Below are 21,452 nucleotides of genomic sequence, written 5' to 3'. Positions count from 1 at the left end.
CAGACAAGGATACTTCTCCTGAGGCTGTGATTGTAAGAGAAATATCTAAGATAAGAGTTTATTTGGGTGATGAAAAATTTGGCACCTATAAAGTGATACAAAATAAAAAAGCATTGGATAGTGCATTTTCTAATGTAGAATTTAGTACTCTTGAACAGTTTAAGGATATAGATTTTACAACAGAAACTCTTTTATTAGGATATGATAATTATGCTAATCAAGCTGATTTTCATTTCCAATTCGTGAAAATAAAGGCTAATAACTATAGTCTAACAGTTAAAATATCAGGATTGGCAACAAAACCTGATACTTTTCTCTATGGTATTGTTGTTAAAAAACTACCTAACAATGCCAATGTAAGTTTTAACATTCAAAAAAGTAATTAAAATGAAAACAAAAACATTTTTAGCACTGCTGCTATTGTTAATAGTGGGGTGCGGTTGCTCAAAAAAAGATAACTTTAAAGCGGTACCTTTTAGAACATTGTTTAGTGGTTGCAATCCTCCTGATTTAGAATATATCAATAAAAAGGAAATTATTTCTAACGAAGTTGAATTGCAAAAAATTGGAGAAGTGTTAAGACTCACCACAGAAACTATAAACAGTTTTAAAATTGATTTCTCACAAAAGCAAGTAATTATTATTTGGGGAAAGGAAGAACGCTATACACCTTCTTCTATTAATGTAACTTCTGTTGCAGAAGATAACACTTCTATTGTAGTTCATACGGTTAGTGAAGTTAAAGGATTGGGGGCTGCTTTCAGCTGTCCTTTCTGTATAGTTGAGATTCCTAAAACTAATAAAAACATCACATATAAAAATAAAGCATTATGAAAAAGATCTTTTTCTACACATTAGCGCTCTTTTGTTTTATTACAAATGCACAAACCAAGTATTTCTATTATTATAATGGAAATAAAATTCTATTAAAGCTTGATACAAATAACTTAAATATCATCAGTGATGATATAAAGAGTATTCCTACAAGTAGGATTTACACCCCTATAGAACAAGACAACAAATCTTATATCAAAATGCAGTCTGTAGGGAATGTAACAGAAAGAGAATTTGAATCTCAATTAGAGAATTTAAAAAAAGCATCGAAAATAGTAGGTCTTTATTTTAAAAATGGTGAAAAATCAATCGGAACATCTAAGTATTTTTATGTAAAGATTAAGCGTCCTAATGATTTTCAAGTGTTAAAAAACTTTTCAAGTGAAAGGAATGTTGAAATAATTTCTAATGTGCCTAATATGCCTTTATGGTATATTTTAGCGGTAACGGATAGCAAATACACCTCCTTAGAAATGTCGAATCTGTATTATGAATCAAAATTATTTTCTGATATTGACCCTGCGTTTATTTTTGATTTTAAAGGAGAATGTGCAAACGATCCTTATTTTAAGGATTTATGGGGATTAGGCAGTATCAATATATGTAAGGCTTGGAATTTAAGTACGGGTAGCGGTGTTAATGTTGCTGTTGTTGATCACGGGATTGACAAATCTCATAATGATTTGAGACAAAATATTCACCCCTTAAGTTTTAATACAGTTACAGGGAAAATAGGGAGTGATTTTAAAAGCAATAAAATTCATGGAACCCACGTAGCTGGAATTATCTCTGCAGTTAAAGACAATCATCTACAAGTGGTAGGAGTGGCTCCAGATGCGAAAATAATGTCTGTAAGTAATCCTTTGGTGGCATCGGAAAATATTTCCGCAGAATTAGCAAGCGGTATAAGTTGGGCTTGGAAAAATGGAGCAGATGTAATTAATAACTCTTGGGGAGATCAAGGAGGTAGTGGTTATGAAAAATTACACAGCAAGATTTTAGAAGATGCTATTTCAGAGGCTATAGCACAAGGTAGGAATGGTAAAGGAACTATTGTTTTATTTGCCTCAGGAAATTTCAGTCCTAAAATTGATTATCCTGCCTATGCAAATCCAGATATTTTAGTTATAGGGTCTATTCAATCAAATAAAAGAAGAAGCAATAGTTCTGGTTATGGAAGAGAATTAGATGTAGTAGCTCCAGGAGTTGGGATTCTTTCAACTGTCCCTAATAATTCAGTGAGTAGTGAAGATGGTACTTCAATGGCTTGTCCTCACGTAGCAGGAGTAGCTGCCTTAATACTCTCGGTAAATCCTGATTTAACAGCTAAACAAGTAGCTGATATCATAGAACAAACTGCACAAAAAGTAGGAGGTTATAACTACCAAAACACTTATACTCGTCCTAATGGCACTTGGAACAATGAGATGGGTTATGGTTTGGTGGATGCTTATAAGGCTTTGCAGAAAGCCACTATTGCAGGTCCTGATGAATTTTGCTTGAAAACAGATGCTACTTTTGAGTTAATCGCTCCTATCCCTAATGATGCTACTATTAAATGGGAAGATCCTGAATATAAATTGGAAATTGTTTCAGGACAAGGTACTAAAAGTTGTGTGTTTAGAGGTACCTATTGGGATGGAAATAGAACTATTAAAGCTGTTGTAACTTATAAAGATGGCACTGTAAAATCTTTTGAAAAAGAGGTTTACGTGAGATACCAAGGAAATTGGGCTAACGCTCAATATACTATCAAAAATCACCCACAATCACCTTACAGCACTCCTTGTTGTAATGGAAGTACAAGGGTAATAAAACACGTAATATTGGATGATTATATGGGAGGAGCGTCAATAAAAGTAGAGTGGAAAAATACTATTGTTTACAAAGACCCCAAGGACAATTTTGAATTTAGAGGTACAAATAGGGAAGAGGAATTTGTAGCTACACGATATACTTTTACTCCCTTTATTGTAGAAACCAAAATGAGATATATATCAGACTGTGGTACCCCTACAAAATGGTCTAATACTATAGCTCGTTATTATGGGGCAATAAATGAAACTTCATTTAGGTCGGCTTCTGCTTATAATAGTCCCGTTAAAAGCACAAATGAAGATATTCCTGTATATGAATTTTTCACGAATAGGGCTTCGACTTTGCGTGTTCAAACAGAGGATTTACAGCAATGGTTAGACGCTAAATATTCAGGAAAAGAGTTAAACGATAAAGAGCTCCAAAAAGTATTATACTACTTAAATAATCGGGATAATTTAGATAAAATTGGAGTTAAAGTATTTGACTTTTCGGGTAAGAGAATTTTACAAGGAGATTTAGATTTCGGCAAAAGCTTAGATTTTAATATGTCGAGATACGCAAAAGGATTCTATATTATCATTTATGAGTTTGGGTCTATTTCTAATGGTAAAGTTATTTATAAGCCTTAAGGTAAGTAAGTATAAGGTTTAATGAAAATTTGTTTTAAAAGAAGTGTCGCAAACGACAGATTTGAAATAAAAATTAGTTACAAATTAAAAGAAAATAGAGCTTCATTTTTTTTAAAGTCTCACACAGAGCGGATAAAAAGAGCTGTTCAATAATGAACAGCTCTTTTTTATTAAACTCATCGTAATTGAGTTATGAATACAATAACTTGCCTATCTATTTGTTTAGTAAAATTGCTATGCAAAGTAGTGCTGAGAATATCGCTACTAAAAAAGTAGTGGGAGCAGGTACTTTTATTGCTAAAAATACTGTAAAAAGCACTAATAGCACGTTTATAGCAAGTACATAACGAAAAGTAATAGGCAGTTGTAACTGATAGTGTAAGCCATTGGCTAAACCGGCAAAGATAAGGGCTAACCCTGCACTGAAAAACCAAAAGGCTTCTGCCGAAAGTTGGTCGTATTTCTTGAAACTAAGTGCTGAATGGGCTATGCCCAATAGCATAATTCCAATAATAGCAACCGCATAGAATGTTTTCATTGGTACAAAAGTTTATAATTACTTTGCAAAGATACTAATTAATACCGAATTAATACCATAATACCAAAAATGTTAATAATACTGATTAATATCAGAAATGCTAGAAATACCAATAATACCCAATCAATGACGGTGTGAGGTGCGAGCCGCACGGGCAGGTGCAAGCCACACAAGCGGATAAAATTAGTAAATGGGTTAATTAGCAAATTAGCAAATGGGGGAGGGAAAATAAAATAATGTAGATGAAAGGCTTATTTAATGATTAATGGTTAATGATTAATGGTTAATGATTAATGGTTAATTTGGGAGAAGTTTATAGGAAAGACGAACAAAATATCCTCTCCCCAGCCCTCTCCCAAGGAGAGGGAGTGTAGTAACGGAAAAGTGAGACGAACAAAGAACGAACAAAAGACGAACAAAGAACGAACAAAGAACGGTGCGAGCCGCACGGGCAGATAGAGAAAAGACGAATAAAAGACGAACAAAAGACGAACAAAAGACGAACAAAAGACGAACAAAAGACGAACAAAAGACGAACAAAGAACGAACAAAGAACGAACAAAGAACGGTGCGAGCCGCACGGGCAGATAGAGAAAAGACGAATAAAAGACGGTGCGAGCCGCACGGACAGATGAGGGAAAGACGAATAAAAGACGGTGCGATTCGCGCGGGCAGATGAGAAAAAGACGAAGGAAGAGCGATGCTAAAGCGAAGGTAAGTTGAAGTTGAGGTAAAGATAAAAAGATGATTATTGGAGGTTTTTAACTTTGTTAGAGTTTCAAACTTCTGCAAAGTTTATACATAAACGAATGATGAACAAATCAAACCTAAGTAGCAGGGTGGAGATAGGGTGTTTTATAATAGTTTAAAAGTTCATTTTATTAGGGTTTTATTTATTTGTAAAAATTTTGCATCATTAAAAATAAGCTTTTAAAAGGATATTCAGTAAAAAAACTCTTTGCATATTGGTGCTAAATCAAAAATATTATGTACTTTTGCCCCAAATTTACATAGTGGGCTTTGTGAAAAAACTACTTATTGGAGTTAATAATCACTATGTGAGTTATATAAAAATTAATTTAGAGAATTACGATGGAGAAAATAACTGCTGCCATTACGGCTATCGGAGGCTATGTACCTGAAGATGTTCTAACCAATGAAATGTTAGAAAAAATGGTAGATACTAACGATGAGTGGATTTACACCCGTACAGGTATCAAAGAAAGACGCATACTTAAAGACCCTAATAAAGGTTCATCATTTTTAGGAATTGAAGCCGCTAAAGACCTTATTCGCAAAACAGGTCTTGACCCCAAAGAAATAGACTTAGTTATTTTGGCTACGGCTACCCCTGATATGCCTGTAGCTCTTACAGGTCCTTATGTAGCGTCGCAAATAGGCGCTGTGAATGCTTTTTCATTCGATTTGCAAGCTGCGTGTTCGAGCTTCCTATTTGGGGTTTCGGTAGCTGCTAAATACATAGAATCAGGGCGTTATAAAAAAGTACTCTTGGTGGGGGCAGATAAGATGTCGTCTATCATAGACTATACCGATAGAGCTACTTGCATTATCTTCGGCGATGGGGGAGGGGCTGCACTCTTTGAACCCAACTATGAAGGTTTAGGTGTGCAGGACGAACTCTTAAGAAGTGATGGAATAGGACGTAACTATTTGTACATCAAAGCAGGAGGTTCTCTCTGTCCGACTACGGCTGAAACAGTGGCTAACAAAGACCATTTTGTATTCCAAGACGGTAAAACGGTGTTTAAATATGCAGTTACAGGAATGGCTGACATAGCAGAGGAGCTTATCAAACGCAACGGTTTGACCTCAAACGAAGTGCAATGGCTTACGCCTCACCAAGCTAATAAACGTATTATTGATGCTACTGCCGAGCGTATGGGATTACCTGCTGAAAAAGTGATGCTCAACATTCATAAGTACGGTAATACAACTTCGGCAACCATCATCTTAGCTCTTAACGACTACGAAAACCAACTCAAAAAAGGAGACAATATAGTATTGGCAGCCTTTGGGGGAGGTTTCACTTGGGGAGCTATTTACTTAAAATGGGCATACGACGGAGCCCTTTATCACAAATAAGGAACAACCATTGAGAAAAATACAATACACGTATGGATTTAAGAGACATTCAAAATTTAATTAAGTTTGTTGCCAAGTCGGGGGCAAGCGAAGTGAAATTGGAAATGGAAGATGTAAAAATCACCATTAAAACGAACCCTGATGAAAGTGGCAAAGAGCAAGTGTTTGTACAACAATTGCCCGTAGCACAACAGCTACCGCAATTGCCTTTGCAACAGCAAGTGCCTGTACAACAACTTCCTACAGCTGAACCTGCTGACAGCAAACCAGCAACACCTGCCGATGACGATAGCAAATACATTACTATCAAATCGCCGATGATTGGTACTTTTTATCGTCGTCCTGGTCCAGACAAACCGCTATTTGTGGAAGTAGGTTCTACCATAGCCAAAGGTAGTGTGATTTGCATTATTGAGGCGATGAAACTCTTCAACGAAATAGAATCAGAAGTTTCTGGTAAGATAGTTAAAATATTGGTTGATGATTCTTCACCTGTAGAATTTGACCAGCCATTGTATTTAGTGGATCCTTCATAAACCAAACAATTATGTTTAAAAAAATATTGATAGCCAACCGTGGAGAAATTGCCTTACGCGTGATACGTACGTGTCGAGAAATGGGTATCAAATCGGTAGCCGTATATTCTACTGCCGATGCTGACAGCTTACACGTGCGCTTTGCCGATGAAGCTGTGTGTATAGGTCCTCCACCCAGCAAAGATTCATACTTAAAAATACCTAATATTATAGCCGCTGCCGAAATTACCAATGCCGATGCCATACACCCAGGCTACGGATTTCTTTCGGAAAATGCAAAATTCTCGAAGATTTGTGCAGAACACGGCATTAAGTTTATAGGCGCATCGCCTGAAATGATTGAAAAAATGGGTGATAAGGCATCAGCTAAAGCGACTATGAAAGCCGCAGGAGTGCCTACCGTACCAGGTTCTGACGGGCTCGTAGAATCGTTGGAGCACGCTAAAAAGATAGCTGCAGAAATAGGCTATCCTGTGATGTTGAAAGCTACTGCTGGTGGGGGAGGTCGCGGTATGCGCGATGTATGGAAAGAGGAAGACCTCGAGAAAGCCCTCAACAGTGCGATGCAGGAAGCAGGAGCTGCCTTTGGTAACGATGCGATGTATATGGAAAAGCTGATTGTAGACCCTCGTCACATTGAGATACAAATTGTAGGCGACCAATACGGCAAGGCTTGTCACCTTTCAGAACGCGACTGCTCGATACAGCGTCGCCACCAGAAACTTACCGAAGAAACGCCGTCGCCTTTTATGACGGACGACCTTCGCAAGCGTATGGGAGAAGCTGCAGTGAAAGCTGCTGAGTTTATTAAATATGAAGGGGCAGGAACGGTAGAGTTCTTGGTAGACAAAGACCGCAATTTCTACTTTATGGAGATGAATACTCGTATACAAGTAGAGCACCCTATCACTGAACAAGTGATAGACTATGACCTTATTCGCGAGCAGATATTGGTAGCTGCCGGAGTGCCTATCTCAGGTAAGAACTACACGCCTAAACTGCACGCCATAGAGTGTCGTATCAATGCGGAAGACCCTTATAACGACTTCCGTCCGTCGCCAGGTAAGATTACCACCTTGCACGCCCCAGGAGGTCACGGAGTGCGCCTCGATACTCACGTGTACAGTGGTTATGTAATTCCGCCTAACTACGACTCGATGATTGCGAAACTCATCACTACAGCGCAAACCCGTGAGGAAGCAATAGCCAAGATGAAACGCGCCTTAGACGAGTTTGTAGTAGAAGGAGTGAAAACCACGATTCCGTTCCACTTGCAACTAATGGACGACCCCGATTACTTAGCAGGCAATTACACTACTAAGTTTATGGAGGATTTCCAGATGAAACCCCAAGTGGCAGAATAATGAAGTAGAAATGATTATATAAAGAAAGGGACTGTCTAACTCAAGAGAAAGATAGTCCCTTTTATATCGTTACAATACTATGATATATCTTGTTGTATATTTTATTTGTTGGGTATTAGCTGTTGTACTGTATGCTTTTTCTTTCGATGAAAGCTTTGTATATACCGCATTATATACTCATTTGGTTTATGGAGTAGGCTTTTTTGGGTTGTTTAACTTTGTAGGGCACTCGGTACTCAGTGAGAAAGTAGCTAAAACCATAGGATGGGTATCTAATGGTTTTCAAAAAGAATTGGGTTTTGTGTCGTTGGGGATAGGCATTTGTGGTATATTGTGCCATTGGTTTCGCGACGGATTCTGGTTGGCAACGGCTATTCCGTTTAGTGTATTCTTGATAGGAGCAGCCTTGTTACACATCGCTGAGATGAAGCGAAAACACAATTTCAACAAAGGGAACGTATGGATTATACTTCCTGATTTGCTAATGCCCCTAACGTTATTAATATTGTTTATACTGAATTAGAGATGAAACTCATAGCAATGATACCTGCCCGTTACGGGGCGACACGCTTCCCTGCAAAGCTGATGCAAGACCTTTGTGGCAAGCCTGTAATTGTACATACTTATGAACGTGTAGCTGATACCCGCTTGTTTGACGAAGTGTATGTGGTAACTGATGATGACCGTATAGAAAAAGTGATACGGGAGGTAGGAGGCAAAGTAATTCGCAGTAAAAAAGAACACAATAGTGGCAGTGACCGTTTGGCAGAAGCTTCAAGAGATTTAGACGTAGATATTATTGTGAATGTACAAGGAGATGAGCCTTTTACAGATAAAGAGAACTTACAAAAAGTAATTGATATTTTTGCTAAAGACCTTACTAAAAGCATAGCGGTAGCAAGCCTAATGGAGCGTATTACTGACCCAGATGATATTGCAAACCCGAACAATGTGAAGGTAGTAGTGAACAAATTTGGAGAGGCGCTCTATTTTTCGAGGAATATCATTCCCTTTCCTCGCGACCCTAACACCAAGGTGTCTTATTACAAGCACATAGGTATTTACGCCTATCGCAAAGAAGCATTACAACAGTTCACCGAGTTACCTCCTTCCTTATTAGAAGAAACGGAAAAATTAGAACAACTTCGCTACTTAGAAAATGGGTTTAAAATACGTTTAGCGCTAACCGATATTCCTACTATAGGGATTGATACCCCCGAAGATTTGGAGAGGGCACGTAAGCGATTGATTACACAAAAGTGATAAAAATAGAGATAAAAAGACTAAAATTGAGGGAAATAAAGCAGAAATTTAGCAAATTATTAACATTGATTATCAGCTGTTTATAAAAATGTTGATAACTTATTAATAAAAAAATGCTGTAAAGTTTCTTTTTTTCTATATCTTTGCTACGTCTAAAGAAGTGTAAAGACACGAATAGAGCGACCTAATTAATAACGAATTAAACAAAAAATTATCGGCTATACATCTAGATATAGTTGTTTAAGTGAAAAATGAAATATAACAAGTATTACGTAGGGTTAGATATCGGGACTACCAAGATTGTAACTATGGTAGGGGCAAAGAACGAATACGGGAAGATTCAGATTTTAGGTTATGGGCAATCTAAAAGTGAAGGCATCAATAAAGGAGTAGTAACTAACATTGCTAAAACTACTCAATCTATTATGGATGCTATTCAAGATGCCAAAGAAAAGACAGGCTTAGAAATTGAGAACGTAGAAGCAGGTATCGCAGGACAAAATATCATAAGTCGTTCACATAGCGATTATATTACCCGTACAGACCCTGAACAACTTATAGACTTTGACGATTTGGAACGCCTGAAAGAACAGGTGTTCTCTATAGCACTTTCACCAGGACAAAAGATAATTCACGCACTCCCTCAGGACTATAAAGTAGATAATGTGGGAGATATTAAAGAACCTATCGGTATGATGGGGACGCGTTTAGATGCTACCTTTCACTTAGTTATCGGGCAAGTAAGCGCTATCAAAGGGATTACTCGTTGTGTGGAAATGGCACATCTAAAGCCCATAGGTCTTACTTTGGAACCTATTGCTTCTGCTAAAGCTGTATTAAGTGAAGAGGAAAAAGATGCAGGAGTGGTGTTAGTGGATATAGGAGGTGGTACCACCGATGTAGCTATCTTTAAAGATGGTATTATCCGCCATACAGCCGTAGTGCCTTTAGGAGGTAATATTATTACTGATGATATAAAAGAAGGTTGTGGAATACTCACCCGTCAAGCCGAGATGCTGAAGGTAGAATTTGGGTCGGCTTGGCCAGGAGAGAACCGAGATAATGAGATAGTATCTATTCCTGGTATTAAAGGGAAGGAACCTAAAGAAATAACACTTAAAAACCTTTCTAAAATTATTCACGCAAGAGTAAGTGAGATTATCAATTTAGTATTTAACGTGATTAAAAATTACGGTCACGAAGAAACTAAAAAGAAACTGTTTGCGGGAGTAGTACTCACAGGAGGTGGAAGCCAACTGAAGCATATTGTTCAGTTAGTAGAATATATTACGGGAATGGATGCCCGCATAGGTTATCCTAATGAGCACTTAGCAGGTAACTCTGACCCTAAACTTACTTCGCCTATTTACTCTACGGCTATAGGTCTTGTAATGAGTGCTATTGAAAATGAAGCAGAAGAGCAATTTAAAAAACGCTTCCAGGAAGTAAAAGCTCAAGAAACAATAGAGAACGGAAAGGGAGTGGTAGTAGAGCCTTTATCAACAGATTTGCAGGATTCATCACTTGAAAAACAACCTATCACAATAGTAGATTCTCCAAAAATAAACGTTTTTCAAGATAAAGATGAAGATGATGAATTAGAGATACATAAAACTAGTAGAGGTTGGTGGAGTAAATTAAATGAAAAACTAAAGGACTTCTTAGATAGTGAAGATTAAGTAGAAACAAATAATTATGATTTTTTTGATATGAATTCGGACATTCAATTTGATTTGCCAAAGAATATTAGTAACTATATCAAAGTTATTGGCGTAGGAGGCGGAGGGTGCAACGCCGTGAATTTCATGCACAACGAAGGTATTAAAGGGGTAGATTATGTGGTCTGTAATACAGATGCACAAGCTTTGGAAAACAGCCCTATCCCTAATAAAATTCAATTAGGAGTTACCCTTACTGAAGGATTAGGAGCAGGAGCTAATCCTGATATTGGCGAAAAAGCGGCTCTTGAAAGTATTGAGGATATCCAACGAACTTTGGAAGGGAATACCCAAATGGTGTTTATCACAGCTGGTATGGGTGGTGGAACAGGAACAGGAGCAGTGCCCGTAATAGCTAAGCAAGCTAAGGATATGGGTATTCTTACTGTTGCTATTGTAACTACTCCATTTAATTATGAAGGCTTAAAGCGCAGTCGACAAGCACAAGCGGGTATAAAGAAACTACGTGAATGTGTAGATTCTCTTATTGTTATCAATAATAATAAAATCAACGAAATATACGGTGATTTGAGTATTAAAGAGAGTTATGGGAAGGCGAATGAGATATTATTAAAAGGAGCGAAAGGTATGGCTGAGGTAATCAGTAAGCATTACCTTGTAAATATCGACTTACGTGATGCTCGTACCGTACTTGAAAACGGGGGTACAGCTATTATGGGCTCAGCCTCAGCTGAAGGTGATAACAGAGCTTATGAGGCTGTTTCAGCAGCCTTGAACTCTCCTTTACTAAATGATAATAAGATAGCAGGTGCTAAAAACGCTCTTCTTTTGATTACTTATGGTAAAAAAGAAGCTACTCAGCGTGAAGTTACTGAAATAAGTAGTTTTATCCAAGAGCAAGCAGGTGATAATATGGCTGACCTTATCTATGGGATAGGTGAAGATGAATCATTAGGAGAAGCTATTTCTGTGATAGTTATTGCCACAGGCTTTGATGCTGACCAACAACAAGAAATAGTGAACGCTGAAACCAAAAAAGTAATTCATATTCTTGAGGAAAACCAAACAGCTACTCGTGATTTAACAGAACCTAAAGGAACTGTGGTTAATGCTATAAATAGCACTTGTCCCATTTCTTCAATCTCTGATATAAAGAAAGAGTCTTCGCTATCAGATTTATTTAATATTTGGGTGGATTGTGAAATAGTTACTGCTGTAAATGATGAGTTTGTGATAGTAGATAAGTCTATTCCTAAAAAGAATAGTTTTCAAACTATTGAAAAAAAAGCTGAAGTGCAAACCCAGCAATCAACATTAGTAAAACACGAAGAGCCCGAAAAAGAAGCTCCAATTATTCACCAATTGAGTGAGGATATTCATAAAGAAGTACCTCAAGTAGAACGCCGGAAGACTCCTCCTGTTGTAAATCAAGAGGGAGAAATTCGTTATACTTTAGAAGACTATACAGAGCTTGAAAGAACTTTTATAGAAGCAAAGCCGACCTCTTTTACAGAAGATAAAAACTCAAACGAGTTTATTCTTTATAAGAAAGAAGAGGATTCTAAGTCCAAAACTTCTACTTCTTCAGGTCAATTAGATATGTTTGCAGAAGAAGAGGATATAGAGTCTTCTTTGAACCCTATTGACAGTAGAATCTCTGATGTAATGAAACGTTCTCGTTCCAATCGTTTGCAAGATTATAACTACAAGTTTGGAAGTAATAATCAATCGCGTACTTCTATGGGGAAAGATAGCGCAGGAGAGATGCAAATAAGAAAAAACAATTCTTATTTACACGACAATGTCGATTAGTTTTATAGGACTCATCTATGAGAAAAACCATATTCTAATAAAAACGGGAAGTTTAATTAAAACTTCCCGTTTTTCTATATAATCACATTATTGAAATTATTTTATAGTACTCTATTCATATCCCACTCTTCAAGATATTTAGCTACACGCTGTACAAACATTCCTCCTAAGGCTCCATTTACAACACGATGGTCATAACTGTGAGAAAGCATTAGTTTATAACGAATGCCTATTGTGTCTCCTTCTAGAGTTTCAATTACAGCAGGAACTTTTTGGATAGCTCCTATTGCTAAGATACCTACTTGTGGCTGATTAATAATAGGAGTACCAAACAAAGTGCCAAATGAACCTATATTAGTTACTGTATATGTGCCAGCTTTCACTTCATCAGGCTTGAGTGCATTAGCACGAGCTCTATTAGCAAGGTCATTTACTACTTTTGCCATACCTCTTAAACTGAGCTCATCAGCGTTTTTTATAACGGGAACAATTAGGTTACCGTCAGAAAGCGCAGTAGCCATACCTATATTAATATTTCTCTTCTTGATAATGCTATCTCCTTCTACTGAGACATTCATCATAGGAAAATCAACAAGTGCTTTGGCAACCACTTCCATAAAGATAGGTGTAAAAGTGAATTTCTCACCTTCGCGCTCTTCAAATACTTTTTTCACTTTATTGCGCCATTTCCATATGCGGGTTACATCTACCTCAATAAAACTTTGTACGTGTGCTGAAGTAACTTTGCTTTTTAGCATATGCTCTGCAATGAGTTTACCCATACGGCTCATCTCAATTCGTTCTTCACCGTGTTTGGTGTAAACTCTTTTATCGGCAGGAGTAGTATCAAAAGTAGCTGAATGCTTTGCATTTCCTTGTGTCCTATGCGATAGATAGTCAAGAATATCACTCTTGGTTACACGGTTATTTAACCCTGTTCCTTTGATGCTGTCTAACTCACTTAAACTGATACCTTCTTTCTTAGCGATATTCTTTACCAAAGGTGAATAGAAACGCTCTGTTTTGCTGAAGTCTACTTGTGGCTGAGCTGAGGTACTTTGTTGTATGTTAGCAATGTTTTTTTCTAAACTTGCAACCGATTGTTGTACAACATCAAGCGCCTCTCCAGAAGTGCTAATCTCTTCTTGTGTCTCAATAACAGCTATTACTTCACCTACTTTCACAACGTCATTCACTTGAAACTTGATTTCAGCCAATATACCCGACACATCAGTAGGTACTTCAGCATCTACTTTATCTGTAGCTACTTCCATAATACTTTCTTCGGCTTCTACAGGATCGCCTACTTTTTTCAGCCAATTGGTAACAACAGCCTCTGTTACGCCTTCACCCAATGAGGGGAATATTAATTCATATCTTGCCATTTTCCTGCTACTTTATTTCTTTAACCTCTTGTGGGAGGTTCATATTTTTAGTTAATACGCTTATTTTATTAAGGTCTATATCGCCTGTGAGCGATAATACTATAGTTTGTTTTGAAGTCTCGGTCGGTTCTACAAGCATTAGCAGTTCCGATACGTGGGTAGCATCTTTCCCTTCTTTGGTGTAGAATTTCACATTTTGAGCTTTGTCTTTTACTCGCATTAATTCTGATAGCCCTGCTGTTTTAAGGTACTGTTGTGCTTCTGTTTTCATTAGCCCAGCAGCCGTTTTACTCTCAGTCGTGAATATCTTCATTCCTTTGAGCTTATTAGCAACTTCCATAAACTCTTTGGCTTCCGCATCTTTACTGTCAATTTTTGATAGCATCTGAAACATCTTCTGCGATACTACCACAGTGCTAATATCTTTATTGGTTTCTAACTTTTCAAAGGCTGTTTGTCCGTTAACAGCGATGGTCACCCAAAAAGCAGATAGCATTAATATTTTCTTTATTTTCATAGTAACAATATGTTGTTAATGTTCTTTAACGATTTTGTTTTTAGTTTCTTCATATTCTTTGAGGTATTGCACTTTCTCAGCGCCTTTATTATATTCCTCTGAGAGTATTAAAAGCCCTTTTCTTATTACTTGGTAGTTGTACTCTGCTTCTTTGCATTCGCGTTGCTGTTTCACCCAATAAAAAGAGCCTAATCCTATCGCTACCGCTATGAGTACACAAATTGCAATAGTTTTTTTCATATTTTCTTGTAACTTTGTTAATGTCTTCTGAATATTGATAAATCAAAGTCAAGGAAGTAAAGAGTTATCAATATTAATACTAATAACACTATCCAAAAAGTTTTGTTTACCCCTGCGTTTTTTCGGTTGCGACTCTCACTGCGGATAGAACGCCATTCTTCCGTGAAGTGCTTCGTCACAGTTTCGCGGTCTTTTCGAATGCGTGAGCCCATCTCAAAAGGGTTACCTTCTTCCTTCCCTTCGTAATAACGAGGAGTATAGTTAAAGCGCTTGTTCTTTGGTAATTTAAATAATCTAATCTTCATAATAATGCAAAGGTAAAAAATAATTGATAATTAACAATAAAATATTGCACAAAAATTATTCCAATAAGCTATCAATTTGTTCCATTACTTCCTTAATGATGTGATTTTCATCGATAATGTTTTCGGAAAGTTCTGTTTTACTTTTCTGTAATTTGATGATTTTTTCCTCAATGGTATCCTTGCTCACAAACCGTATTACGTTCACTTTATTTTGTTGCCCTATACGGTGAGCCCTCCCAATAGCTTGCTTTTCAGAAAACGGATTCCACCACGGGTCTAATAACAAAACATAAGATGCCTGCGTGAGATTTAACCCTACCTCACCTGCTTTAAGCGAAATAAAAAAGAACGATATAGTAGGATTGTTCTGAAACATCTCTACTTGGTTCTTGCGCTCAAACGAGGGTGTTTCGCCTGTTAGTTTAGCATATTTTATCCCTTTTTTGTTACACCATTCTTCATAAAGTGCTAAATGACTCACAAAACTGCTAAAAATAAGTGCTTTCCGCGATGATTGTAGCAATTCCTCCATATAATTTATCACTTCTTCGTACTTTCCTGATGCAATTTTACTCTCTTTGTCCACTAATTTAGGGTGTAAGCTTATTTTTCTAAGCCTCATTAGCATATTTAGAGTATTAAATTCAGAGATTGGCTCATTAATTTGTAAAAGCTGGTTACGCACTTTCGATTTTTCTGTTTCATACCATTTGTGTTGGGCTTCACTCATAGGACAGTAGATAATTTGCTCTTCCATTTCTGGCAAATCGTCAAGCACTTGCTCCTTTGTCCGCCTTAGTAAAAACGGACTGATAATGGTCTTTAACTCTTCTAAGGCTTGTGTGTTTTTCTTTTTGCTGATTTCCACTTCATAGTTCTTGTAAAACGAAGCATAACTTTTCAGTATATTCGGATTGATAAATTGCATCTGCGACCATAAGTCACTGAGTGAGTTCTCAATAGGTGTCCCACTCAGCGCAATGCGATGAGTCGCTTTTAAGGTGTGTATCGCTTTGAATGTCTTTGAGTTCTTGTTTTTAATACGCTGGCTTTCATCTAAAATGATATACCTAAATTCGTACTTTTGGAAGAGTTCTACATCGCGTTCTACTATCGGATAACTGGTAAAAACCACATCGTAATTGCCTAAGCGTTTGGCTTTTACTTTTCGGTCAGCCCCCACGTATTGTGTGCATTTAAAATGTGGGGCAAACCTTTTAGTCTCGTCATACCAATTAAAAATAAGCGATGAAGGCAGAATAACCAATACTTTTAGAGCCTCTTTACTCTTTTCTATCTCTGAAAAAAGGTCGGCAGTTTCAATTGCTTTTTCGGGTAAAGCATCGTGTATAGCCACCAATAAGGCAATGGTTTGCAGTGTTTTCCCAAGTCCCATATCATCAGCAAGGCACGCCCCCACACCATTGTAATAGTGTTGTAAAAGCCACTCCACACCTTCTATTTGATACGGACGTAAGGTAGCTCGTAGGTTAGGCGAGGGGGTATAACTCACTTTTTCTACTAAGTTCTGAGGTTTTATTTCAGGTACAGCTTCCAAGAGTGCATAGTTACTCTTGCTAATTTGCAGTTTCTCCTGTCTAATTTGTGCATATTTGGCAATACTACCAAACTTACTAAACCATTCTTGAGGAATAATGAAGGCTTTCCCATCAGGAAGTAAGTAAATAGGGTTATTTTCTTTTAAATTCTTGATTAAATCCTTAAAATGAAAGCTATTTTCTCCTTGTTTTACTCTTATATTGAGATCAAACCAATCGTTTTCGGTACTTGTTTCTGCAAAAATGAGCTCAGGCAGATGTTCACTTATCTCTTTTCCACCTTCTATGCTAAAAGTATGAAAGCCAAAACCTGCTTCTTCCAAATCTTTTTTGCAGTGCAACAGATGAAAATACGAAGCAAAAGGGTCTTTACTTTCAACTGAAAAAGTACCTCCGTCGTTCACAAAACCTAACTGTTCCAAAAGGCGATACTTTCTTGTTTCTTCTTCTTTATTTCGTTGGTAATTGTATATTTTTATATCGTTATTGGGGCTTATTTCTAAGTTCGACTGATTGTTTTTCGCTTGATTACTGTCGAAAGTATAACTATTGTAATCAAAGTGTATGTATATTTTGTAATGATTGGCAAAGAAATCGTATAAAATATCCAATTCACTACCTTTTAATTCATTCTGAGTAATAATTTTAAAGCCTTTTGCTTCTACCTGTGCATTTCTAAGTACTTTTTTAAGGAATTTCTCGAAGTATTCGGGGAAAGTTTTTTCGGGAATAAAGGTACTTTCTTTATTCAAAAAAGGTTTAAGGTGCGAAGCTTTAATATGAGCTACTCGCACTACTTGCCCTTTGAGTACAATCCAAGCGTATGAGTTGTTCAGCAGTTCTATATGGCTTTCACAAGGCAATAATTTTTCATCGTCTTTCTGTAACAACAACCGGTAACTAATACCTCCTTCAATTTTTGTAAATTCCAATAAAGGTTCAATTATATTCGTGCTTATGGGTAGTATTTTCTTGCTGATATCGTCTTTGTGATTGTGGTTAGTAGTGATAAACAAACTATTTTCTGCAATAATAGAAAGTAATTCAGCCGTTTTTTCTTCTATTTGTTGCTGAATATGCTTTTTAATTTGGGCATTTTTGTATATTTCCTCAAAACTATCCCCTTTTTTGATGTATTTTTGATGTAGAATATTAGGTTGTAGACTATTTACGATACTTAAAGCCTTTTTTTCACTTTCTGATAGTTCAAAGTTAGTCAAACTATGTAATACTTCTGTGGTAGCTTTCTTGTAAAACGAGGCGTATCCGTTTTGTTTTTCGGCTAAATAAGCATTAGGCAAAGCTAGTTCTATGGTAGGGTGAAAGCTAAAGTCAAAAAATAAAAACATAACTCAATAATGTAACTGCTGTAAGGTTTTGTATTCAGCGGACAAAGGTACAGTATTTTTACAGGAATAAAAAAACTAAGTAACCTCTTTTTATCAACATCGATAGGAAAAAACCTTTATTGAACAACACTTTGCAAAATATTTGTCCTCACTTTGCGAAAATTTCAAACTTTGGCAAAGTTAAAACTTGATATATTATATCTTCATCTTACCTTTATTTTATCACCATTTATTCTTCGTCTTTTGTTCGTCTTTTGTTCGTTCATTGTTCGTCTTTTGTTCGTCTTTTGTTCGTCATTTGTTTATCTGCCCGTGCGGCTCGCACCGTCTTTTGTTCGTCATTTGTTCGTCATTTGTTCGTCATTTGTTCGTCATTTGTTCGTCATTTGTTCGTCATTTGTTCGTCATTTGTTCGTCATTTGTTCGTCTCGCACCGTCTTTTCTATAAACTCTCTTTAATTTTCTAATTTTCTAATTTTCTAATTTGCTAATTAAAATACCGTACGACCTCGCACCTGCCATTTTGTCACCTCCTCCTACTTTGGTACTCTTTTCGCTATATTCCCCCTAGTAAATAACAAATTAAGAGAAACGAGTCCTACCTCTTATCTCTTACTTCTTAACTAAATAAAAATGAAAGGAAATATAAACGTCTCTGTGGAAAACATCTTTCCACTTATTAAAAAATTCTTGTACAGCGACCACGAGATATTCTTACGTGAACTCATCTCCAACGCTACCGATGCAACCCTTAAACTGAAACACCTCACTACTATAGGCGAGGCAAAAGTGGAATATGGTAACCCTATCATCGAAGTTAAGGTCGATAAGGACAATAAAACCCTCCATATAATCGATCAAGGTATCGGTATGACCGCTGAAGAGGTCGAAAAGTACATCAACCAAATTGCCTTTTCAGGAGCTGAGGAGTTTTTGGAGAAATATAAAGATACTGCCAAAGACGCCGGAGTGATAGGTCATTTTGGATTGGGCTTCTACTCTGCTTTTATGGTAGCCAAACAAGTGGAAATCATCACCAAATCCTATACCGATGCTCCAGCCGTGCGCTGGGTATGCGACGGTAGTCCTGAATTTACCTTAGAGGAAACCGACCTACGCACCGAACGCGGTACTGAAATTATCTTGCACATCGCCGATGATTCTACTGAGTTTTTGGAAGACTTTCGTATCGAAGAGTTATTGCGCAAGTACAACCGCTTTATGCCTATCCCAATTAAATTTGGTACGAAACAAGAGCCGTTACCTCGTCCTGAAAATGCCCCTGACGACTATAAAACGGAATATGTAACGGTTGATAATATTGTAAATAACCCTAATCCTGCTTGGACGAAACAACCAGCCGATTTGAAAGATGAGGATTATAAGGCGTTCTATCACGAACTCTACCCAATGCAGTTCGATGAACCTCTTTTCTACATTCATCTAAACGTAGATTATCCGTTCCATCTTACTGGTATTCTCTATTTCCCTAAGCTCACTAACGATATGCAGTTACAGAAAGACCGCATACAGTTGTATCAAAACCAAGTATTTGTTACCGATAACGTCGAAGGTATAGTACCCGAGTTCTTAACAATGCTCAAAGGGGTGATAGATTCGCCAGATATTCCGCTAAACGTATCGCGTTCTTACCTCCAATCCGATGGTAATGTAAAGAAGATTGCTAATTACATCACTCGTAAGGTAGCTGATAAGCTAAAATCACTCTTTACTAATAATCGCGACGACTTCCAAAACAAGTGGAACGACATCAAGATAGTGCTCGAATATGGTATGCTTACCGATGATAAATTCTACGAAAAAGCAGCCGATTTTATGTTGTACCCCACTACCGATGGCAAGTATTACACTTTGGCAGAACTAAAAGAAGCAATAAAAGCTGAACAAACCGACAAAAATGGTACTTTGGTAGTGTTATATGCTCAAAATAAAGAACAGCAATACACAGCTATTGAGCAAGCCAAAGAAAAGGGCTACGAAGTGTTGTTATTGGATAGCCCTATTGTATCGCACTTGATACAGAAGTTAGAAGGTGATAATGAGAAACTTACTTTTACCCGTGTAGATGCTGCTCCTGTAGCTAAGCTGATACAAAAAGAAGAATCTATTATTGCCAAACTTTCCGACGAAGAGAAAAACACGCTAAAAGCCGAAATCGAGAAAGTAATCCCTAAAGAAGGCTATATGGTGCAGTTAGAAGATTTAGACAGCGATGATACGCCGTTCGTTATCAATCAACCCGAGTTTATGCGCCGTATGAAGGAAATGAGTGCTACCGGAGGAGGTGGTATGTTCGCTATGGGAGGCTTCCCCGAAGTGTATCACGTAGTGGTAAATAGCAATTCTCCCTTAGTTGGTGCTATTATGAAAGCTGAAGGTGAACCCGCCAAAGAAGCTCTCATCAAGCAAGCCTTTGATTTAGCACGACTCTCACAAGGTCTCCTCAAAGGTAAAGAACTTGCCGACTTTGTAAAGAGAAATTGGGAAATGAGCTAATTAGTAAATTAGTAAATGAACACCATTACACTTTGCTAAAGGTTTTAGTAGCTTGTCGTGCTACGACCTTTGGCAAAGTTGAATATAATGATAGTCAGGTATTTTTACAATATGTTTTGTAGAAACGTTTTGTAAAATTCCTTACAATCTTTTAATTATTCTGATAACTTATATTGATATGTTTAAGATTATAATGTTTGTGCGCAAGAAACAGCATCTTAGCACAGAAGAATTTATAAAACTATGGGAAGCACATTCTCAAAAAGTAATAAACTATAAAGAAGCCCTGCTGATAAAGGATTATGCTAAAACATTTCCTTTTCAACCTACTGATGAAAAATCGTCTACACAGCGAGAAACCCTCCCTTTTACCTTTGATGCTATGGGTGAATTGTGGTATGAAAGTAAAGACGATTTTCTCAGAGCCCGCAACACTCCTGAGGGGCAAAAAGCCTTAGCCGACCTCCGTGCCGATGAACTCAAATTTGTAGATATGGCAAACTCCGTAATGTGGCTCGGTACTGAGGAAAGAATATTTGATAAATTACCTTTTGAAGTTAAGAGTTGGACAGTTCTTGATGAGTATTTCTATTTGTCAGATTATGCAGGAAATAGTGTAGCAGACTTTGATAAGTTAATAGCTTTGTTTTCTGAAGATATTACAATGTTAAGTGCCGATGGTTCACAAATGAAAGGTAAAACTGCAGTAATTACTTTTTTTAAACAATTCTTTGAAAGGAATAAAACTACAAAACATCTTTGGGAAACAATTAAAGTTACTGAAAATACTCTTGAAACTCATTGGGCTGTCTCAGGAAAACGAAAAGATGGTACTTTCTTTGCCTTTAAAGGTAAAGATACAGCAAAACTAAATTCAGAAGGTAAAATCAATTATTTAAAAGTAGAGTTTTTATAATAAAAATCATCACACGCTGGCGCGAGCTTGTAGCTCGTGCCTCTTTTTTTGTAGTTCAGAGAAAAACTTTTATATTTGCACAATTAAT

General features: G+C 37.0%; 19 protein-coding genes. 13 read left to right on the top strand and 6 right to left on the bottom strand.

Annotation, left to right across the window (positions count from 1 at the left end; all coding sequences use genetic code 11):
- The 3 genes from HMPREF1321_RS03540 to HMPREF1321_RS03530 all read left to right on the top strand — a co-directional run.
- A partial coding sequence (locus HMPREF1321_RS03540; protein ID WP_009421389.1) for a hypothetical protein occupies nucleotides 1-386 on the top strand: 386 nt, incomplete at its 5' end.
- 1 nt (nucleotide 387) lies between these two features.
- The gene (locus HMPREF1321_RS03535) at nucleotides 388-834 is read left to right on the top strand and encodes a hypothetical protein (protein WP_009421345.1); all 447 of its coding nucleotides are present in this window, start codon (nucleotides 388-390) and stop codon (nucleotides 832-834) included.
- Nucleotides 831-3,281, top strand: coding sequence for a S8 family peptidase (locus HMPREF1321_RS03530; RefSeq protein WP_009421371.1), 2,451 nt, complete (start codon nucleotides 831-833; stop codon nucleotides 3,279-3,281). Before HMPREF1321_RS03535 ends, HMPREF1321_RS03530 begins: the two co-directional genes overlap by 4 nt.
- A gap of 214 nt (nucleotides 3,282-3,495) precedes the next feature.
- Here HMPREF1321_RS03530 and HMPREF1321_RS03525 read toward each other — a convergent pair whose 3' ends face one another.
- The gene (locus HMPREF1321_RS03525; RefSeq protein ID WP_009421364.1) at nucleotides 3,496-3,819 is read right to left on the bottom strand and encodes a hypothetical protein; all 324 of its coding nucleotides are present in this window, start codon (nucleotides 3,817-3,819) and stop codon (nucleotides 3,496-3,498) included.
- A gap of 436 nt (nucleotides 3,820-4,255) precedes the next feature.
- On the opposite strand from HMPREF1321_RS03525, the gene HMPREF1321_RS11845 reads away from it, so the two are divergent.
- The 8 genes from HMPREF1321_RS11845 (at nucleotide 4,256) to ftsZ (ending at nucleotide 12,576) form a co-directional block, all read left to right on the top strand.
- Nucleotides 4,256-4,498 carry a hypothetical protein gene (locus HMPREF1321_RS11845; protein WP_157461775.1) on the top strand — a complete coding sequence of 81 codons (243 nt, stop codon included), beginning with the start codon at nucleotides 4,256-4,258 and terminating at the stop codon, nucleotides 4,496-4,498.
- Nucleotides 4,499-4,911: 413 nt separating this feature from the next.
- On the top strand, nucleotides 4,912-5,922 hold the full coding sequence (locus HMPREF1321_RS03520; RefSeq protein WP_002672722.1) for a beta-ketoacyl-ACP synthase III: 1,011 nt from the start codon (nucleotides 4,912-4,914) through the stop codon (nucleotides 5,920-5,922).
- A gap of 32 nt (nucleotides 5,923-5,954) precedes the next feature.
- Nucleotides 5,955-6,458 (top strand): acetyl-CoA carboxylase biotin carboxyl carrier protein, encoded by a 504-nt coding sequence (gene accB, locus HMPREF1321_RS03515; protein WP_002672720.1) that lies wholly within the window; start codon nucleotides 5,955-5,957, stop codon nucleotides 6,456-6,458.
- A gap of 11 nt (nucleotides 6,459-6,469) precedes the next feature.
- Nucleotides 6,470-7,822: an acetyl-CoA carboxylase biotin carboxylase subunit gene (accC, locus tag HMPREF1321_RS03510; RefSeq protein WP_009419788.1), complete on the top strand. Its 1,353-nt coding sequence runs from the start codon at nucleotides 6,470-6,472 to the stop codon at nucleotides 7,820-7,822.
- Between the two features lie 79 nt (nucleotides 7,823-7,901).
- Nucleotides 7,902-8,345 (top strand): DUF6790 family protein, encoded by a 444-nt coding sequence (locus tag HMPREF1321_RS03505; protein ID WP_009421359.1) that lies wholly within the window; start codon nucleotides 7,902-7,904, stop codon nucleotides 8,343-8,345.
- Between the two features lie 2 nt (nucleotides 8,346-8,347).
- On the top strand, nucleotides 8,348-9,085 hold the full coding sequence (gene kdsB, locus HMPREF1321_RS03500) for a 3-deoxy-manno-octulosonate cytidylyltransferase (RefSeq protein ID WP_034575626.1): 738 nt from the start codon (nucleotides 8,348-8,350) through the stop codon (nucleotides 9,083-9,085).
- Between the two features lie 251 nt (nucleotides 9,086-9,336).
- Nucleotides 9,337-10,764 carry a cell division protein FtsA gene (gene ftsA / locus HMPREF1321_RS03495; RefSeq protein WP_009421338.1) on the top strand — a complete coding sequence of 476 codons (1,428 nt, stop codon included), beginning with the start codon at nucleotides 9,337-9,339 and terminating at the stop codon, nucleotides 10,762-10,764.
- Between the two features lie 30 nt (nucleotides 10,765-10,794).
- Nucleotides 10,795-12,576 (top strand): cell division protein FtsZ, encoded by a 1,782-nt coding sequence (gene ftsZ, locus HMPREF1321_RS03490; protein WP_034575624.1) that lies wholly within the window; start codon nucleotides 10,795-10,797, stop codon nucleotides 12,574-12,576.
- A 101-nt stretch (nucleotides 12,577-12,677) separates the two neighbouring features.
- Here ftsZ and HMPREF1321_RS03485 read toward each other — a convergent pair whose 3' ends face one another.
- The 5 genes from HMPREF1321_RS03485 to HMPREF1321_RS03465 are packed head-to-tail and all read right to left on the bottom strand — an operon-like array spanning nucleotide 12,678 to nucleotide 17,931.
- Nucleotides 12,678-13,961 carry a dihydrolipoamide acetyltransferase family protein gene (locus tag HMPREF1321_RS03485; protein WP_034575622.1) on the bottom strand — a complete coding sequence of 428 codons (1,284 nt, stop codon included), beginning with the start codon at nucleotides 13,959-13,961 and terminating at the stop codon, nucleotides 12,678-12,680.
- Nucleotides 13,962-13,968: 7 nt separating this feature from the next.
- The gene (locus tag HMPREF1321_RS03480; protein ID WP_002672710.1) at nucleotides 13,969-14,478 is read right to left on the bottom strand and encodes a DUF4252 domain-containing protein; all 510 of its coding nucleotides are present in this window, start codon (nucleotides 14,476-14,478) and stop codon (nucleotides 13,969-13,971) included.
- Between the two features lie 15 nt (nucleotides 14,479-14,493).
- The gene (locus HMPREF1321_RS03475; RefSeq protein WP_009421325.1) at nucleotides 14,494-14,718 is read right to left on the bottom strand and encodes a hypothetical protein; all 225 of its coding nucleotides are present in this window, start codon (nucleotides 14,716-14,718) and stop codon (nucleotides 14,494-14,496) included.
- 17 nt (nucleotides 14,719-14,735) lie between these two features.
- The gene (locus HMPREF1321_RS03470) at nucleotides 14,736-15,023 is read right to left on the bottom strand and encodes a hypothetical protein (protein WP_009421394.1); all 288 of its coding nucleotides are present in this window, start codon (nucleotides 15,021-15,023) and stop codon (nucleotides 14,736-14,738) included.
- Nucleotides 15,024-15,078: 55 nt separating this feature from the next.
- The gene (locus tag HMPREF1321_RS03465; RefSeq protein WP_009421367.1) at nucleotides 15,079-17,931 is read right to left on the bottom strand and encodes a DEAD/DEAH box helicase; all 2,853 of its coding nucleotides are present in this window, start codon (nucleotides 17,929-17,931) and stop codon (nucleotides 15,079-15,081) included.
- Nucleotides 17,932-18,564: 633 nt separating this feature from the next.
- On the opposite strand from HMPREF1321_RS03465, the gene htpG reads away from it, so the two are divergent.
- Both htpG and HMPREF1321_RS03455 read left to right on the top strand, forming a co-directional pair.
- Nucleotides 18,565-20,448, top strand: coding sequence for a molecular chaperone HtpG (gene htpG, locus HMPREF1321_RS03460; protein WP_034575620.1), 1,884 nt, complete (start codon nucleotides 18,565-18,567; stop codon nucleotides 20,446-20,448).
- A 178-nt stretch (nucleotides 20,449-20,626) separates the two neighbouring features.
- Complete coding sequence (locus HMPREF1321_RS03455) at nucleotides 20,627-21,364, top strand: EthD domain-containing protein (protein ID WP_009421387.1); 738 nt, start codon at nucleotides 20,627-20,629, stop codon at nucleotides 21,362-21,364.
- Nucleotides 21,365-21,452: the final 88 nt, after the last annotated feature.

This window comes from Capnocytophaga sp. oral taxon 412 str. F0487 (genome assembly GCF_000271925.1).
Taxonomy (GTDB): domain Bacteria; phylum Bacteroidota; class Bacteroidia; order Flavobacteriales; family Flavobacteriaceae; genus Capnocytophaga; species Capnocytophaga ochracea.
This window is presented reverse-complemented; position numbering and strand designations above follow the sequence as displayed.

What these genes read in the sequence shown, in the direction of transcription:
- HMPREF1321_RS03465 (WP_009421367.1), bottom strand. Translation starts at nt 17,931, where the DNA reads ATGTTTTTATTTTTTGACTTTAGCTTTCACCCTACCATAGAACTAGCT.
- HMPREF1321_RS03520 (WP_002672722.1), top strand. Translation starts at nt 4,912, where the DNA reads ATGGAGAAAATAACTGCTGCCATTACGGCTATCGGAGGCTATGTACCT.
- HMPREF1321_RS03470 (WP_009421394.1), bottom strand. Translation starts at nt 15,023, where the DNA reads ATGAAGATTAGATTATTTAAATTACCAAAGAACAAGCGCTTTAACTAT.
- ftsA (WP_009421338.1), top strand. Translation starts at nt 9,337, where the DNA reads ATGAAATATAACAAGTATTACGTAGGGTTAGATATCGGGACTACCAAG.
- HMPREF1321_RS03485 (WP_034575622.1), bottom strand. Translation starts at nt 13,961, where the DNA reads ATGGCAAGATATGAATTAATATTCCCCTCATTGGGTGAAGGCGTAACA.
- HMPREF1321_RS03455 (WP_009421387.1), top strand. Translation starts at nt 20,627, where the DNA reads ATGTTTAAGATTATAATGTTTGTGCGCAAGAAACAGCATCTTAGCACA.
- HMPREF1321_RS03480 (WP_002672710.1), bottom strand. Translation starts at nt 14,478, where the DNA reads ATGAAAATAAAGAAAATATTAATGCTATCTGCTTTTTGGGTGACCATC.
- accB (WP_002672720.1), top strand. Translation starts at nt 5,955, where the DNA reads ATGGATTTAAGAGACATTCAAAATTTAATTAAGTTTGTTGCCAAGTCG.
- accC (WP_009419788.1), top strand. Translation starts at nt 6,470, where the DNA reads ATGTTTAAAAAAATATTGATAGCCAACCGTGGAGAAATTGCCTTACGC.
- kdsB (WP_034575626.1), top strand. Translation starts at nt 8,348, where the DNA reads ATGAAACTCATAGCAATGATACCTGCCCGTTACGGGGCGACACGCTTC.
- HMPREF1321_RS03505 (WP_009421359.1), top strand. Translation starts at nt 7,902, where the DNA reads ATGATATATCTTGTTGTATATTTTATTTGTTGGGTATTAGCTGTTGTA.
- HMPREF1321_RS03535 (WP_009421345.1), top strand. Translation starts at nt 388, where the DNA reads ATGAAAACAAAAACATTTTTAGCACTGCTGCTATTGTTAATAGTGGGG.
- ftsZ (WP_034575624.1), top strand. Translation starts at nt 10,795, where the DNA reads ATGAATTCGGACATTCAATTTGATTTGCCAAAGAATATTAGTAACTAT.
- HMPREF1321_RS03530 (WP_009421371.1), top strand. Translation starts at nt 831, where the DNA reads ATGAAAAAGATCTTTTTCTACACATTAGCGCTCTTTTGTTTTATTACA.
- HMPREF1321_RS03525 (WP_009421364.1), bottom strand. Translation starts at nt 3,819, where the DNA reads ATGAAAACATTCTATGCGGTTGCTATTATTGGAATTATGCTATTGGGC.
- htpG (WP_034575620.1), top strand. Translation starts at nt 18,565, where the DNA reads ATGAAAGGAAATATAAACGTCTCTGTGGAAAACATCTTTCCACTTATT.
- HMPREF1321_RS03475 (WP_009421325.1), bottom strand. Translation starts at nt 14,718, where the DNA reads ATGAAAAAAACTATTGCAATTTGTGTACTCATAGCGGTAGCGATAGGA.